General features: G+C 68.6%; 8 protein-coding genes. 7 read left to right on the top strand and 1 reads right to left on the bottom strand.

What is annotated here, in order from left to right; translation table 11 throughout:
* Window positions 1-56: 56 nt before the first annotated feature.
* The 7 genes from EBE87_RS06055 to malQ all read left to right on the top strand — a co-directional run bounded on the left by EBE87_RS06055 (window position 57) and on the right by malQ (window position 15,309).
* On the top strand, window positions 57-704 hold the full coding sequence (locus tag EBE87_RS06055) for a PA2169 family four-helix-bundle protein (protein ID WP_120637743.1): 648 nt from the start codon (window positions 57-59) through the stop codon (window positions 702-704).
* Between the two features lie 109 nt (window positions 705-813).
* Window positions 814-3,897: an alpha-1,4-glucan--maltose-1-phosphate maltosyltransferase gene (locus EBE87_RS06050; protein ID WP_120637744.1), complete on the top strand. Its 3,084-nt coding sequence runs from the start codon at window positions 814-816 to the stop codon at window positions 3,895-3,897.
* 2 nt (window positions 3,898-3,899) lie between these two features.
* Window positions 3,900-7,214, top strand: a complete 3,315-nt coding sequence (gene treS / locus EBE87_RS06045) for a maltose alpha-D-glucosyltransferase (RefSeq protein ID WP_120637745.1) — start codon at window positions 3,900-3,902, stop codon at window positions 7,212-7,214.
* Window positions 7,207-9,372: a 1,4-alpha-glucan branching protein GlgB gene (glgB, locus tag EBE87_RS06040; RefSeq protein ID WP_120637746.1), complete on the top strand. Its 2,166-nt coding sequence runs from the start codon at window positions 7,207-7,209 to the stop codon at window positions 9,370-9,372. The genes treS and glgB overlap by 8 nt, the downstream gene beginning before the upstream one ends.
* A gap of 23 nt (window positions 9,373-9,395) precedes the next feature.
* A complete protein-coding gene (gene glgX / locus EBE87_RS06035) occupies window positions 9,396-11,504 on the top strand; it encodes a glycogen debranching protein GlgX (protein WP_120637747.1) in 2,109 nt (702 codons plus the stop codon).
* Window positions 11,501-13,285 (top strand): malto-oligosyltrehalose trehalohydrolase, encoded by a 1,785-nt coding sequence (gene treZ / locus EBE87_RS06030; protein ID WP_120637748.1) that lies wholly within the window; start codon window positions 11,501-11,503, stop codon window positions 13,283-13,285. Before glgX ends, treZ begins: the two co-directional genes overlap by 4 nt.
* On the top strand, window positions 13,282-15,309 hold the full coding sequence (malQ, locus tag EBE87_RS06025) for a 4-alpha-glucanotransferase (protein ID WP_120637759.1): 2,028 nt from the start codon (window positions 13,282-13,284) through the stop codon (window positions 15,307-15,309). The genes treZ and malQ overlap by 4 nt, the downstream gene beginning before the upstream one ends.
* Before the next feature lie 118 nt (window positions 15,310-15,427).
* On the opposite strand, the gene EBE87_RS06020 is transcribed toward malQ, so the two are convergent.
* A complete protein-coding gene (locus tag EBE87_RS06020) occupies window positions 15,428-16,456 on the bottom strand; it encodes a linear amide C-N hydrolase (RefSeq protein WP_120637749.1) in 1,029 nt (342 codons plus the stop codon).
* Window positions 16,457-16,857: the final 401 nt, after the last annotated feature.

The raw sequence follows: 16,857 nt of genomic DNA, 5'->3' as shown, positions 1-16,857 counted from the left end.
TTGACCGACCCGCGCCACCATCCGGCGCGGCGGCGAGGAAGCGAGGGAACAGCGACATGACCGAGACCAGGACCGCCTCCATCGTGACCGGAATCGAGAAGCGGCTGGACCCGTCCATTTCCGCGGCCGGAAGCGGGCGGCAGGCGAGCCTTGCCGCCCTCAGCGCGCATCTGCACGACAGCCAGCGCGGCTACGACACCGGCCGCCGCCAGACCGCCGACCGTTTCCTCCGCATCGAGTTCACCGAGCTGGCCGAGAAGCGCGCCGCGATGGCGGAGGAGCTGGATGGCCTGCTCTCCGGCCTCGGCGTCACGCCGCAGACGGAAGGCAGCACGCTGGGCAATGTCCACCGCGTGGTGCTGGACCTGCAGGGCAAGCTCTTCGGCAAGGGCCGCTCCCGCGTGTTGCAGGAGGTGGTGCGCGGCGAATCCACCCTGGAAGCCGCCTATGCCGATGCCCTGGCCGAGGACCTTCCCCCCGATGCCCGGCAGGTGCTGAAGCGCCAGTTCCGCCAGGTGCGCGCCACCGGCGACCGCTACGAAGCCATGCTGGAGGAGGACGAGGTCCCCGCGCATGGCGGCGATGGGCTGATTGCCCGCTTCGACCGGCTGACCAAGCCGGTAACCAGCAACCCCATTCTTTCGGCCATTGTGGTGGCGGCGGCTTCCGCGCTGACGGCGCGGCTGCTGCGGCCCCGGCGCTGAGGGCAGCCCCGCGCCCGCATGCCAGCCCCGGATCGTTTGGTGAGGACACGAGGACCCGCGTGACGACGCAAAGCGGCTATCGCCCTATCCATGCCCGGCGGTGCGGTCCATGACCCCGCCGCCCCGCACCCCCGCGCCGCCTGGCGCCATCTATCACGCAGCCCCCATCGATGCCGCCGGCCTCCGGCAGGCCGCTGGCCGTGCGGCGGCCATGGGCTTCGATGCCCTTTGCCTCCCCACGCCCATGGAGGGCATGGCGGAAGCGGCCCGGGAGCACGGCCTGCGCCTGCTGCTGGATGCGCCCATGGCGGCATCGGAAACCCCCGCCGACCCGACAAGCCCGCCGGACCCGCGCTTCCGCTACCTGCGCCGCCCCGCCGCCGCGCAGCAGGATGCGGCTGGCTGGCTGGCCCATTGGCGCCAATGGCTGGCCGGACAGGCGCGTGGCGGCATCGCCGGCTTCCGCTGCCTGCTGCCGGACTGGGTGGAGGACGGGGCGCTGCGCGACCTCACCGCCGCCGCGAAGGCGGCCGCGCCAGAGGTTCTGCTGATCGCCTGCCTCGAACACCCGCGCACCGGGTTGCGGGAAGCGGGATTCGACCTGCTGGCGCCCGCCCTGCCCTGGGTGGATGTGCTGGAAGCCGGCACCGCCCTTTGGGCGGAGGAACTGCCGCTGCTGCCCATGGCCGAGGCCCCCGGGGCCCGTCGCCTGGCCAACCGCTGGGGCAACCGGATGCTGGCGGCGCGGGCCCTGCGCCGCGCCATCCGGCTGGCCGCCTTCTCCGGCCCCGGATGGCTCATGCCGGCGGGGATGGAAGGCGGCGCGCTGCACCGTGGCTCGCTGCCGCCGGCGGAGGATGCCGCGCCGCGGATCGACCTGCTGGAGGCGGTGAAGGCAGCCAATGCCGCGCGCGCGGAACTGCCCGCCATCAGCACCGGCCCGCTGACCAGCCTGCTCTCCGCCCCCCATGCGCCGGTGGCGCTGCTGCGGGAGACGGAGGGCAGGCAGGGCCGCGCCCTGGTGCTCTCCAACGCCTCGCTCATCAAACCCCGCCAGCTCACCGCTGGTCAGATGCTGGGCCTGCTGCCCCGGCCCGGCGCCGTGGCGCCGGATCTGCTCGACGCCGAGGGGCGCCTGCTCCTGGCCCCCGCGGAGGTTCGCATCGTGCCAATCCATGACTCGGCGCCCGTGCGCCTGCCCCTGCCCGAAAGCACCGCCGCCGCGACCGAGGCCGCCATACCCTCGGCCCGCATCGCCATCGAGAATATCCAGCCCTCGGTGGACGAGGGTCGCTTCCCGGTGAAGCGCGCGGTGGGCCAGGCGGTGACCGTCACGGCGGATGTCTTCACCGACGGCCACACCAAGCTCGCCGTGCGCCTGCTCTGGCGCCCGGCGGACCAGGATGAATGGCGCGAAGTGAAGATGACGGCCAAGCCCAATGATGTCTGGCAGGCCAGCTTCGTGCCGGAGCGCATCGGCCGGCATCTCTTCACGGTGGAAGCCTGGATCGACACCTACGCCGCCTTCGAGAACGAGATCACGAAGAAGCACGCCGCCGGCATCGACATTACCTTGGAGCGGCAGGAAGGCGTGGCGCTGCTGCAGGCCGCCGCCGGCCGCCTGGGCGGCGATGGCGGCGACCTCGCCATGGTGCTGGAGAATGAGCGCGAGGCGACGCATGAGCAGGCCGTGGCGCTCTTCACCCTGCCCCGCACCCGCGCCGCCATGGAGCGCGGCGACGACCGCCCCTTCCGCACCCGCGCCGAGGCCATGCCGCTGGAGGTGGAGCGCCGCGAGGCCGGCTTCGCCGCCTGGTACGAGATCTTCCCCCGCTCCCAGACCGACGACCCCGCGCGGCACGGCACCTTGCAGGACGTGATCGCCACGCTGCCGCGCGTGCGGGCGATGGGATTCGACGTGCTGTACTTCCCGCCGATCCACCCGATCGGGCAGAAGAACCGCAAGGGCCGCAACAATACGCTGACGCCGGGGCCCGAGGATGTCGGCAGCCCCTATGCCATCGGCTCGGCGGAAGGCGGGCATGACGCGCTGCATCCGCAGCTCGGCACGCTGGAGGATTTCCGCGCGCTGGTCGCCGCGGCGCATGAGAACGGGCTGGAGCTGGCGCTGGACTTCGCCATCCAGTGCTCGCCGGACCATCCCTGGTTGAAGGACCATCCGGACTGGTTCGACTGGCGCCCCGACGGCTCCATCCGCTACGCCGAGAATCCGCCAAAGAAATACGAAGACATCGTCAACGTCGATTTCTACAAGCCGCAGTCTATCCCCTCCCTGTGGCTGGCGCTGCGCGACGTGGTGCTCTTCTGGGTCAAGGAAGGCGTGAAGCTCTTCCGCGTGGACAACCCGCACACCAAGCCCCTGCCCTTCTGGGAGTGGATGATCGGCGAGGTGCGCGCCCGCGCGCCGGAGGTGGTCTTCCTGTCGGAAGCCTTCACCCGGCCCAAGGTGATGTACCGGCTGGCCAAGGTCGGCTTCAGCCAGTCCTATACCTACTTCACCTGGCGCAACACGCGGGCCGAGCTGGCGGAATACATCCAGGAACTGAACCTGCCGCCGGTCAGCGACTTCTTCCGGCCGCATTTCTTCGTCAATACGCCGGACATCAACCCGGTCTTCCTGCAGCAGACCGGCCGCCCGGGCCACCTGATCCGCGCCGCGCTGGCGGCGACGATGTCGGGCCTCTGGGGCGTCTACAACGGCTTCGAGCTGTGTGAGGCGACGCCGCTGGCCCCTGGCAAGGAGGAATACCTCGACAGCGAGAAATACGAGATCAGGATCTGGGACCACGACCGCCCCGGCAACATCGTGCCCGAGATCACGGCTCTCAACCGCATCCGGCGGGAGAACCCGGCGCTGCACACGCATCTGGGCACCACCATCCTCAACGCGCAGCACGACGGCATCCTGCTCTTCCTGAAGCAGACGCCGGAGGGGGAGAACGCGATCATGGTCGCCATCTCCATGGACCCGCGCAACGCCCTGGAAAGCTGGATCGAGCTGCCGCAATGGGCCATGGGCCTGCCGAGCGGTTCGCCCCTGCATGTCGAGAACCTGATGCCCGGCGGCTTCGGCGAGGAACGCTGGGACGGCACGCACCGCCACCTGCGGCTCGACCCCAATTCCGGACTGCCCTTCGCCATCTGGCGCCTGCGCGCCGCCGATAAGGCCTGACCATGCCCGACGCCAATGCCAATGTCATCACCGTGACCGAAGCCCATCCCGAGGACCCGATGTGGTACAAGGATGCGGTCATCTACCAGCTCCACATCAAGAGCTTCTTCGACAAGAACAACGACGGCGTCGGCGATATCCCCGGGCTGATCGAGAAGCTGGACTACATCGCGGAGCTCGGCGTCGACGCCATCTGGATGCTGCCCTTCTATCCCTCCCCCCGGCGGGACGACGGCTACGACATTGCGGACTACACCTCCGTCCATCCTGAATACGGCACGATGGAGGATATCCGCCGCCTGATCGACGAGGCGCATGCGCGCAACATCCGCGTCATCACCGAACTCGTCATCAACCATACCTCGGACCAGCACCCCTGGTTCCAGCGCGCCCGCCACGCGCCGAAGGGCTCGCCGGAGCGGGACTACTACGTCTGGTCCGACACGGACGAGAAGTATGACGGCACCCGCATCATCTTCCTGGACACCGAGAAGTCCAACTGGACCTGGGACCCCGTCGCCGGCCAGTATTTCTGGCACCGCTTCTATTCCCACCAGCCTGACCTGAACTTCGACAACCCGGCGGTGATGGAGGAAGTGCTCTCCGTCATGCGCTTCTGGCTGGATGCCGGCGTGGACGGGCTGCGGCTGGACGCCATCCCCTACCTGATCGAGCGGGACGGCACCAACAACGAGAACCTGCCCGAGACGCATGTCATCCTGAAGCAGATCCGCGCCGCGCTGGACGAGCATGCCCAGGGCCGCATGCTGCTGGCCGAGGCCAACCAGTGGCCGGAGGATACGCAGCAGTATTTCGGCGATGGCGACGAATGCCACATGGCCTTCCACTTCCCGCTGATGCCACGCATGTACATGGCGATGGCGCAGGAAGACCGCTTCCCGATCACCGATATCCTGCGCCAGACCCCCGCCATCCCCGAGAACTGCCAGTGGGCCATCTTCCTGCGCAACCATGACGAGCTGACGCTCGAGATGGTGACCGACAAGGAGCGCGACTACCTCTGGAACACCTATGCCTCGGACAAGCGGGCGCGCATCAACCTCGGCATCCGCCGCCGCCTGGCGCCGCTGCTGGAACGCGACCGCCGCCGCATCGAGCTGATGAACTCGCTGCTGCTCTCCATGCCCGGCACGCCCGTGATCTATTACGGCGACGAGATCGGCATGGGCGACAACATCCATCTCGGCGACCGCGACGGCGTGCGCACGCCGATGCAGTGGTCGCCCGACCGCAACGGCGGCTTCTCCCGCGCCGACCCGGCGGCGCTGGTGCTGCCCGCCATCATGGACCCGATCTACGGCTACCAGGCCGTCAATGTCGAAGCCCAGGCGATCGACCAGCATTCGGCGCTCAACTGGATGCGGCGCATGCTGGCGGTGCGCAAGCGCCACCAGGTCTTCGGTCGCGGCACCTTCGGCTATCTCTATCCTGGCAACCGCAAGATCCTCGCCTATCTGCGCGAATACGAGGGCGAGACCATCCTCTGCGTCTGCAACCTCTCGCGCACCGCGCAGGCGGTGGAGCTGGACCTCTCGGCCTTTGCCGGCCGCGTGCCGGTGGAACTGGTGGGCGGCGCCTCCTTCCCGCCGATCGGCCAGCTCACCTATCTGCTGACGCTGCCGCCCTATGGCTTCTATTGGTTCTATCTCGCAACGGAGGCCGCCTTGCCCACCTGGCACACACCGGCTCCCGAGCCGATGTCCGAACTCTCCACCCTCGTGATGCGCAACAGCCTGATAGAGGTGCTGGAGAGCAACCAGCGCCGCATCCTGGAGCGCGACGCGCTGCCGCAGTACCTCTCGCGCCGCCGCTGGTTCTCCGGCAAGGCGGGCGGCGGCGCCCCGCCCACCCTGGCCTTCACCGAGGTGCTGAAGAGCCCCACCGCCACCGAGATCCTTTTGACCGAGGTGGAGGCCGCGGATTCCCATGGCACCGCCCGCTACTTCCTGCCGCTCGGCATTGTCTGGGAGGATGAATCCTCCGCCGTCCTGCCGCAGCAGCTGGCGCTGGCGCGCATCCGCCGTGGCCGCCGCATCGGCGTGCTGACCGATGCCTTCGCGCTGGATGCCATGCCCATGGCGGTGCTGCGCGGGCTGGCTGACAGCGATGTCCTGCCGCTGCGGGATGGCGAGATCCGCTTCCTGCCGACCTCCCAGTTCGACATCTCCGCCATCCCCAAGGATGCGGAGATCCGCCGGCTGGCGGCCGAGCAGTCGAATTCCTCGTTGATCATCGGCGACCATGCGGTGCTGAAGCTGGTGCGGCGCGTGGTGGAAGGCATCTCCCCCGAGACGGAGATGACCCGCTTCCTGACCGAGCGCGGCTTCGCCCAGACGGCGCCGCTGCTGGGCGAGGTGGTGCGCGTGACCTCGGACGGCACGCCGCGCACGCTGGTGGTGCTGCAGGGCTTCGTGCGCAACCAGGGCGACGGCTGGGGCTGGACGCTGGACTTCCTCCACCGCGCCGTGGAGCAGATGGCCGTCACCGATTCCTCCACGCAGGACCAGGAGGATGCCTTCGCCGGCTACAGCGTCTTCGCCGCCGCGCTGGGCCGCCGGCTGGCCGAGATGCATGCCACACTGGCCGAGGCCGAGGGCGACGAGGCCTTCACCCCCGTCGTCGCCGGTGAGGAGGATGCCGCGGAATGGGCCGGGGGCGCCCGCGCCCAGCTGTCCGCCGCCTTCGATGCCCTGGCGCGCGTGAAGGCCTGGGAGCATCCCGAGGACGCCGCCCGCGCCGAATGGCTGGTGGCCAACAAGGGTGCGGTGATGGCCGCGCTGGATTCCCTGGCCGCCGCCGCGCCGGGCGCCCTGCGCACCCGCATCCATGGCGACTTCCACCTCGGCCAGGTGCTGGTGGTGCAGGGCGATGCCTGCATCATCGACTTCGAGGGCGAGCCCGCCAAGACGCTGGAGCAGCGCCGCGCCAAGACCTCCCCGCTGCGGGATGTCGCTGGGCTGCTGCGCTCCTTCGACTATGCGGTGGGCGCGGCGGGGCCGGGCCAGGCCACGACCTCCGGCGCCGTCAACGAGCGCCGGGGGCCGATGCTGGAGAGCTTCCGCACCCATGCCGCCAGTGCCTTCCTGGAAGCCTATCGCACGGTGCACGAGGCCGCGCCGCGCCGCTGGGCCGACCCGGCGGCCGAGGCGGCCCTGCTGGACCTGTTCCTGATCGAGAAAGCGGCTTACGAAATCTGCTACGAAGCTGCCAACCGCCCCACCTGGATCGGCATTCCGCTTCGCGGACTTGAAGAACTCGCGCGTCGCGTCACGGAAAAGGATACCCAGAATGGCTGACCTCGATCTCGACCCCGGTGCTCTCGCCGCCCTGGTCGAGGCCCGCCACGGCGATCCCTTCGCGGTGCTGGGCCCGCATGACGTGGCCGGCGGGCGGGAGCTGCGCGTCATGATGCCCGGCGCCATGGGCGTGCAGGCCGTCAGCGGGGAGCAGGTCAGCACCCTCCGCCCGGTGCATGAGGCAGGGCTCTTCGCCGGGCGCATCCCGCCCGGCCCCTATCTGCTGCGCATCGACTGGGGCAATGGCGTGGTGCAGGAAACCGAGGACCCCTATTCCTTCGGCCTGCTGATCAGCGATTTCGACCTCTACCTGCTGTCGGAAGGCACGCACCAGGACATCGCCAACTGCCTGGGCGCCCAGCCCATGGAGGTCGATGGCGTCAAGGGTGTGCGCTTCGCCGTCTGGGCGCCGAATGCCCGGCGCGTCTCCGTGGTGGGCGACTTCAATTCCTGGGACGGCCGCCGCAACCCGATGCGCAAGCGCCTGGAAGGCGGCATCTGGGAATTGTTCATCCCCCGCCTGATGCCCGGCGCCGTCTATAAGTACGAGCTGCTGGGGCCGGAAGGGAACCTGCTGCCGCTGAAGTCCGACCCCTTCGCCTGGCAGGTGGAGCCGCCGCCCGCCACCGCCTCGGTGGTCGCGGATATCGCCGCCATCCCCAAGCCGCCGCGGCGGGAACGCCCGGCCAACCAGGCGGCCCAGCCCATCTCGGTCTATGAGGTGCATGCCTCCTCCTGGGCGCGCGGCGATGGCGACATCGCGCTGGGCTGGGAGGAGCTCGGCGACAAGCTGATCCCCTATGCGGTCGAAATGGGTTTTACCCATCTCGAGTTCATGCCGATCATGGCGCATCCCTTCGGCGGCTCCTGGGGCTACCAGCCGCTGGGGCAGTTCGCGCCGCATGCGCCCTTTGGCCCGCCCGAGCACTTCGCCCGCATGGTGCAACGCTGCCACGAGGCCGGGCTCGGCGTCATCCTGGACTGGGTGCCGGCGCATTTCCCGTCTGACCAGCACGGCCTCGCCATGTTCGATGGCACGCCGCTCTATGAGCATTCGGACCCGAAGGAAGGCTACCACCGGGATTGGAACACCCTGATCTACAACCTCGGCCGGCGGGAGGTGCGGAACATGCTGATCGGCTCCGCCCTGCACTGGCTGGAGCGCTATGGCGTGGATGGCCTGCGCGTGGATGCCGTGGCCTCCATGCTCTACCGCGACTACAGCCGCAACGAGGGCGAGTGGGTGCCCAATATCTACGGCGGGCGCGAGAACCTGGAGAGCATCGCCTTCCTGCAGGAACTCTCCCGCGTCATCCAGCAGCGCTGCCCGGACCGGCTGCTGATCGCGGAGGAAAGCACCGCCTTCCCCGGCGTCACCCGCAAGCCGGACGACCATGACGGGCTGGGCTTCGACTTCAAATGGAACATGGGGTGGATGCACGACACGCTCCACTACATGCAGACCGACCCGCTCTACCGCCGCTACCACCATGGCGAGATGACCTTCGGCCTGGTCTATGCCTTCTCCGAGAAGTTCATGCTCCCCCTCTCCCACGACGAGGTGGTGCACGGCAAAGGCTCGCTGATCGGCAAGATGCCGGGGGACGAGTGGCAGCGCTTCGCCAACCTGCGCGCCTACCTGTCCTTCATGTGGACGCACCCGGGCAAGAAGCTGCTCTTCATGGGCGGCGAGATCGGGCAGGTGCGGGAATGGAACCACGACCGCTCGCTGGACTGGCACCTGCTGGACGACCCGCGGCACGCCGGCGTGCAGCGGCTAGTGCGCGACCTCAACCGCCTTTATCGCGACACCCCTGCCCTGCACCAGCGGGACTGCGTGGCGGAGGGCTTCGCCTGGTCGGTGATGGACGACGCGGCCAACAGCGTCTTCGCCTATCTCCGCTTCGGCGAGGACGGGGAGAAGCCGGTGCTGGTGGTCTGCAACTTCACGCCGATCCCGCACCAGGGCTATACGGTCGGCGTGCCCATGGCCGGCGCGTGGCAGGAGGTCTTCAATTCCGATGCCGCGATCTATGGCGGCAGCAACATGGGCAATGGCGGCGCGGTGCAGGCCACGGAGGAGCCCTCCCACGGCCAGCCCGCTTCCCTCAGCCTGACGGTGCCACCGCTGGCCACCATCATCCTGACGCCGCCGTGAGTTGAAACTGCTGGAGTAGTCTTTTGCCCCCACTCGCTGACCGGCTTCTGCCGGGAAGGCCCGACCCGCTCGGGGCCGTCTGGGACGGCCTCGGCGTCAATTTCGCGATCTTTTCCGCCCATGCGGAAAAAGTGGAACTGTGCCTCTTCGATCCTTCCGGCCGCAAGGAACTGGCGCGGCTGGCACTGCCGGAATGCACCGACGAGGTCTGGCACGGCTACCTGCCCGAGGCACGGCCCGGGCAGGTCTATGGCTACCGCGTCCATGGCCCTTACAGGCCCGAGCATGGCCACCGCTTCAACCCCAACAAGCTGCTGCTGGACCCCTATGCCAAGCAGCTCCAGGGCAGCTTGCGCTGGACGGACGCGCTCTACGGCTACCGCGCCCATGGCGGCCGCGCCGACCTGGGCTTCGACCGGCGCGATTCCGCCGCCGCCATGCCCAAGGCGATGGTCACCGACGACGCCTTCAACTGGGGCGACGACCGCGCGCCGAACGTCCCCTGGGACCGCACGCTCATCTACGAGACGCATGTGCGCGGCCTTTCCATCCTGCGCGACGACCTGGCGCCGCGGGAGCGCGGCACCTTCGCCGCCCTGGCCGACCCCCGCGTCATCGAGCACCTGCAGAAGCTCGGCGTCACGGCGGTGGAGCTGCTGCCGGTGCAGGCCTTCGCCCAGGACCGCTTCCTGGTGGAAAAGGGCCTGCGGAACTACTGGGGCTATTCCACCCTCTCCTTTTTCGCGCCGGAGCCGCGCTACCTTTCCGGCGGCTCGCTGGACGAGATCCGGGTCGCCATCCGCCGCCTGCACGGCGCGGGGATGGAGGTCATCCTGGACGTGGTCTACAATCACACCTGCGAGGGCAATGAGCTCGGCCCCAGCCTGTCCTGGCGCGGCATCGACAATGCCAGCTACTACCGCCTGCAACCGGGCGACGAGCGGCGATACATCGATGAGACCGGCTGCGGCAACACCGTCAACCTGTCCCATCCACGCGTGCTGCAGATGGTGATGGACAGCCTGCGCTACTGGGCCACCTCCTTCCGCGTCGATGGCTTCCGCTTCGACCTCAGCACCACCCTGGGGCGGGAGGGCATGGGCTTCGACCCCGGCTCCGGCTTCTTCGACGCCATCCGGCAGGACCCGGTGCTGTCGAAGCTGAAGCTGATCGCTGAGCCCTGGGACGTGGGCCCCGGCGGCTACCAGCTCGGCAACCACCCGCCCGGCTTCTCGGAATGGAACGACCGCTTCCGCGACGATGTGCGGCGCTACTGGCGCGGCGACGCCGGGGTGCGGCCGGATCTCGCGGCACGCCTCGCCGGCTCATCGGAGTTGTTCGACAGGCGGCGCCGCCGCCCTTGGGCCAGCGTCAACTTCGTCGCCTCGCATGACGGCTTCACGCTGCAGGACCTCGTGTCCTTCACCGAGAAGAACAACCTCCGCAACGGCGAGAACAACCGCGACGGCCATGGCGAGAACTTCTCCGCCAACTGGGGCAAGGAAGGCCCGACGCTGGACCCGGTCGTGACGGCGCAGCGGGAGCGCATCAAGCGCGCCATGCTGATGACGCTGCTGGCCAGCCATGGCACGCCCATGCTGCTGGGTGGCGACGAGTTCGGCCGCACCCAGCAGGGCAACAACAACGCCTATTGCCAGGACAACGATGTCTCCTGGCTGGACTGGACACTGGCGGGCAGCGAGCCGGGCATCGAGCTGTCGCATTTCTTCGGCCGGGCCGCCGCGCTGCGCCGCGCCCACCCGACGCTGCGCAGCGCCAACTTCCTCCATGGGCAGGACTTTCCCCTGCCCGGCGTCGCCGATGTCGCCTGGTTTGGCCAGGACGGCCAGCCCATGCACCCCGGGGCCTGGGGCGACCTGGGAGGCCGCACCCTGGCGCTGCGCCGCGCCGCGAAGGTGGAAGGCGGGGTGGAGGTGACGCTGCTGCTGCTCAACAGTTCCGCCGAGGACTGCGACTTCACCCTGCCCGCTCCCGATTTTCCTTGGCGCCTCGTGCTCGACAGCGCGGAACCGGAGGTGGAGGAGCGCGTTGTCCAAGGCGCCATCGACACGGTGGGCCGGCATTCCGCCCGGCTGCTGGTGGCCTTCGTCGCGCAAGAGGATTCGGCATGAGCACCAGTCTTTCCTTCGGGGCCATTCCCCTGGGCGGCGGCACCACCCGCTTCCGCCTCTGGGCGCCCGGGCACCAGGCGGCCGAGGTCGTGCTGGACGGGCGCCCCTCCATCCCGCTGCACAAGCGGCCGGATGGCTGGTGGGAGGCCGAGGGAGAGGCACCGGCGGGAACCCGCTACCGCTACAAGCTCGGCAATGGCATGGAGGTGCCGGACCCGGCCTCCCATGCCCAGGATGGGGACGTGGACGGCTGGTCCCTGGTGGTGGACCCGGACGCCTACCAGTGGCAGTACCCGGACTGGAAGGGCCTGCCCTGGCCCCGCGCCGTGATCTACGAACTGCATGCCGGCCTCTACGGCGGCTTCCGCGGCGTCATCGCGGACCTGCCGCGCCTGGCGGCACTTGGCGTCAACACGATCGAGCTGATGCCGGTGAACGACTTCGCCGGCCTCCGCAACTGGGGCTACGACGGCGTGCTGCCCTATGCGCCGGACGAGACCTATGGCACCCCGGACGACCTGAAGGCCCTGGTGGATGCCGCGCATGGCCACGGGCTCTCCATCATGCTCGATGTGGTCTATAACCATTTCGGCCCGGCGGGGAATTACTGGGGCAGCATCGCCCCGGTCTTCTTCCACCAGGACAAGAACAACCCCTGGGGCCAGAGCATCGACTTCTCCCGCCCGCAGGTACGCGACTTCTTCATGGAGAACGCGCTCTACTGGCTGACGGAATTCCGCTTCGACGGCCTGCGCCTCGATGCCGTGCATGCCATCGAGGACGACAGTTTCCTCCCAGAGCTTTCCGCCCGCATCCGCGCTGCCACCGAGGGCCGGCACGTGCATCTGGTGCTGGAGAACGAGCGCAACGACGCCACGCTTTTGGAGAAGGATTTCGACGCGCAGTGGAACGACGATGTCCACCACTGCCTGCACGTGCTGCTGACCGGCGAGCACGACGCCTATTACATCGACTATGCTGACGACCCGGCCGACCATCTGGCGCATGCGCTGGCCACAGGCTTCGTCTACCAGGGCAATGAATCGCGCAACCTGGGCCATGCGCGCGGCAAGCCCAGCGCGCATCTGCCGCCCAGCGCCTTCGTCAACGCGCTGCAGACCCACGACCAGGTCGGCAACCGCGCCATGGGCGAGCGCATCGCCCAGATCGCGCCACCGGAAGGCGTGCGGGCGGCGCTGCTGCTGCTGCTGCTCTCCCCCCAGGTGCCCATGCTCTTCATGGGCGACGAATGGGCCAGCGAGCGCCCCTTCCTGTTCTTCACCGGCTTCCAGACCGAGGAACTGGCGGATGCGGTGCGCGAGGGCCGCCGCAAGGAATTCGCCCGCTTCCCCGCCTTCGCGGACCCGGAGCGGCGGGAGAAGATCCCCGACCCCAATGCCATCTCCACCTTTACCGCCAGCCGCCCCGACCCGTCCGAGCGCCTGCTGCCCAAGCACGCGGCGGTGGAGGAATTCGTCGCCAACCTGCTGCGCCAGCGGCGCGACATCCTGGGCGAGCGGCTGGACGGCACCACCAGCCTGGAATCCGACAAGCTGGGCGAGAAGGGCGTGCGCGCCCAGTGGCGGCTGGGCGATGGCGCCGTGCTGACGGTTGCGGCCAATTTCGGCAACAGCCCCGTGCCCTGCCCCACCGGCCCCGGCACCATGCTGGCGGAATCGCGCGAAGGACTGGCCGCCGCGCTGGAGGCTGAGGGCCTGGGCGGCCTCGGCGCCGTCGCCTGGATCGCCACCGAGGACCGTATCGCGGAGACCCTGTGGTGAGCGACGCGGCCCTGCAACAACTGGCCCGCGCCGCCGGCCTGATGGCCGAATGGCGCGATGCCGCCAACAAGCCCATGGTGGTGGAGCCCGATGCCCTGCGCGTGCTGCTGGGCGCGCTTGGCCTGCCGGCGGAGAACGACGCGCAGGTGAAGGAAAGCCTTGCCGCGCATCGCCACGCCACCCGCACCACCCTGCCGCCGCTGGTGACCGCCGAGGCCGGCGGCCCGGTGGCGCTGGACCTGCCCGCCGGCCGCTACCGCCTGGAAGCCGCCGATGGCACCGCCGCCGAGGGCGTGGTGGAACCCGGCAAGCCCATCACCGCCCCCGCCGAGCCCGGCTACTACACGCTGGAAGCGGGCTCCCGCCAACTGGTGCTGGCGGTGGCGCCGGTGCATGGCCACCGCATCACCGATGCCTGCCTGGAAGGCCGCGCCTGGGGCCTTTCGGCGCAGCTTTATTCGCTGCGGCGCGGCTCCGACCAGGGTGTCGGCGATTACGCGGCGCTGGAAGGTCTGGTTGGCCCGGCCGCGGCGCTGGGGGCGGATGCCATCGCCATCAGCCCGGTGCATGCGCAGTTCTCGGCCGACCCAAGCCGCTTCAGCCCCTATGCGCCATCCTCCCGCGCCCGGCTGGACGTGCGCCATGCCTGTCCCGGCGACATCCTCGGCGAGCCCTTCGACCCGCCGCCGGACCTGAAGGCCGAGCTGGCGCGGCTGGAGGCCCTGGACCTGGTGGACTGGCCCGCCGCCGCCCGCGCCCGCCTTGCCGTGCTGCGCGATGCCTTCACCGCCTTCCGCCGCAGCGCGCCCCAGCCCTCCCACGATGCCTTCGAGGCTTTCCGGGCGGAGGGCGGCGCCTCCCTGCACCGCCACGCGGTCTTCGAGGCGCTGCACGCCGCCCAATTCGCCGAAGGCCGCTGGCACTGGCGCGAATGGCCGGCGGATTTGCGCGACCCTGAATCCCCCGCCGTCGCCGCCTTCGCCGAGCAAAGCTTGGAGGAAGTGGAATACCACGCCTTCCTGCAATGGCTGGCAGACCGCGGCCTTTCCGCCGCCCAGCGCGCGGCGCGGGAGGGCGGGATGCGCATCGGGTTGATCGCGGACCTCGCGGTGGGTGTCGATGGCGGCGGCAGCGATGGCTGGAGCCGCCAGGCCGAGATCCTGCAACAGGTGGAGATCGGCGCGCCGCCGGACCTCTTCAACGCGCGCGGCCAGGGCTGGGGCATCACCTCCTTCTCGCCGCAGGGGCTGCGGATGTCCGGCTTCGCGGGTTTCCGGGAGATGCTCGGCGCCGCCTTCCGCAATGCCGGCGGCATCCGGGTCGACCATGTGCTGGGCCTGCGCCGCCTCTGGCTGGTGCCGGAAGGCGCCAGCCCCAAGGATGGCGCCTATCTGCGCTACCCGCTGGAGGACATGCTGCGGCTGGTGGCGCTGGAATCCCACCTGAACAAGGCCGTCGTCATCGGCGAGGACCTGGGCACCGTCCCCGCCGGCTTCCGGCCTCGGTTAGAAAAGGCCGGGCTGGCCGGCATGCGGGTGCTGTGGTTCGAGCGCGACGGCAAGCGCTTCAAGTCGCCGCTGAAATGGACCCCCGGCGCGGTCTCCATGACCTCCACCCACGACCTCGCCACCGTGGCGGGCTGGTGGCAGGGGCGCGACATGGAATGGCGCCAGAAGCTGGACCTGAAGCCGCTGGAGAAGGAGGAGAACCGCGAAGCCGAGCGCCGCGCGCTCTGGTCTGCCCTCAAGGCTTCCGGCGTGGCGCAGGGCAAGCAGCCGGCCAAGGAGGATGGTGCCACCGTGGCCGATGCCGCCGCCGCCCATATCGGCCGCGCCGCCTGCCACCTGGCGCTGCTGCCGCTGGAGGATGCGCTGGCGGTGCCGGAACAGCCCAACCTGCCCGGCACCACCGATGAGCATCCCAACTGGCGTCGCCGCTTCGAGGCGCCGGTGGAGCGCATGCTGGCCGACCCGGCGGTGGAGAACCGGCTGCGCGGCCTCGCCCGCGCGCGGCGGGCGGATTAGCCTCCGATAGAGCCTTCGGGGCTGGTTGAGGCAGACCAGGCCCGGACGGCTGTGGGGCAGGCCATTGGATCTTAGCGCGATGCCCGTCGCGAGGCGGCTGAGCCAGAAAACCGCCCCGTCAGTCGGCCTTCGTCAGACGTTGCGTGATGTCCCCGGCAAGGTTCCAGTCATAAGCGTCTATGGCGCGCTCACTGGCTTTCGACCCGAAGTCGATCTTCGTGAGGTCGACCCAGTAGAGGTAGGGAGAACTGGCCGAGTGGAAGAAGTAGGTCTTGTTGGTTGAGTCAGCCAGCGTGAACCACAGCGTCGGCCATGCATCCTCGGCAACACTGCCGGATGTATCCTTGGCGCCCGGCGGAACCGCCACAGTGCGGGCGATGGATTGAGCACCGGCAATGGCTTCCGGCACGCTCCTGGCCGCCGGCAGTGTCTTCAGGTACGAGGCGGCCCGGACAAACCGGCTTTCTGGATCAATATCGCCCGGCATCGGTTTCGTGCCGCCGAAAAGCTTGTAATTTCGGACGTTCTTCAGCTGCGTCTCCAGTGGCGGCTCGTTCGTCATCACGGTGAACTCTTTGCCCTGATGAACGACCATCCTGCCGTCGACGAACTCGATGACAGCAGAGTCCCCTTCAGCATCCGATATCGCGAGGTGAAGCGGCCACCGCTTGCCGTCGTGCTCCACGGACACGATCTGCACGTCCTTCAAGCCTTCAACCGCTTCTTTGACCGAAGCGAAGTTGTCGAGCACGTATTGGGCCCAGGACAGGTTGGACAGGCCGGGCCGGCCGTCACGTTGCTCGTATCTGGTGTCGCCGAGATAGAGAAGGTTGGCGACGAGGCCCTTCTCATTCATGCCGTCGCTTGTCGCGGCCCCGAATGAGGTGACTGCCACGCTTCCGAACTTCGATGTCCAGTTGAAGGACTTTCCGTCGCCCGTCGTCGAAGCCCTCACCAGCCCACGCGGATAGACAACCATCTTCGCATCGTCCGAGCGATAGAGATCCATGGTCCGGGCGACGACATTGGCCTGACCATTTGCGTTGGACAGGATGCGGGAGCAGGCCGATGCACCATCGGCTGCTGTTGTTGCCAAGAAGACAGCGACAAGCCCAGCCGCTGCGGCACGCCGTACTGTGTTTCTCATAACAAAGTCCCTATCATATTGATGAATAACCGATATGATTTGACGTTGTTAATCAGTATTTGCTGTATTTACAGTGTTATCCATGGTTCCAGGCAGAACAGGCTTATTAAAGATCCATGCTTCTTTCATCCGCGCCATTGATCGAGGCACATTCTAGATCGTCATAAGGCTCGGCGAATCAAGCTCTGTCTCGATTGATGCTTCCGACCTTGTAACGTTGCCCAGGCCCGCGCCTCATGAAGCCGCACTCAGCACCAGCCCCATATGGTTGTGTCCTGCATGATCCTGCGCATCTCGCCCCGGCTGTGGGTGCGACGGGCGGTGCATCCTGGCTGATAACCTGGATGCCGCGCCACATGCCCGCGTTGGCAGTGCGGGCTGGCCCTGCCCCGCCCGCCCAG

Origin of the sequence: Teichococcus wenyumeiae (assembly GCF_003696345.1) — a bacterium.
In the GTDB taxonomy this organism is placed as follows: domain Bacteria; phylum Pseudomonadota; class Alphaproteobacteria; order Acetobacterales; family Acetobacteraceae; genus Pseudoroseomonas; species Pseudoroseomonas wenyumeiae.
This window is presented reverse-complemented; position numbering and strand designations above follow the sequence as displayed.

What these genes read in the sequence shown, in the direction of transcription:
- treZ (WP_120637748.1), top strand. Translation starts at nt 11,501, where the DNA reads ATGAGCACCAGTCTTTCCTTCGGGGCCATTCCCCTGGGCGGCGGCACC.
- glgB (WP_120637746.1), top strand. Translation starts at nt 7,207, where the DNA reads ATGGCTGACCTCGATCTCGACCCCGGTGCTCTCGCCGCCCTGGTCGAG.
- EBE87_RS06055 (WP_120637743.1), top strand. Translation starts at nt 57, where the DNA reads ATGACCGAGACCAGGACCGCCTCCATCGTGACCGGAATCGAGAAGCGG.
- treS (WP_120637745.1), top strand. Translation starts at nt 3,900, where the DNA reads ATGCCCGACGCCAATGCCAATGTCATCACCGTGACCGAAGCCCATCCC.
- EBE87_RS06020 (WP_120637749.1), bottom strand. Translation starts at nt 16,456, where the DNA reads ATGAGAAACACAGTACGGCGTGCCGCAGCGGCTGGGCTTGTCGCTGTC.
- EBE87_RS06050 (WP_120637744.1), top strand. Translation starts at nt 814, where the DNA reads ATGACCCCGCCGCCCCGCACCCCCGCGCCGCCTGGCGCCATCTATCAC.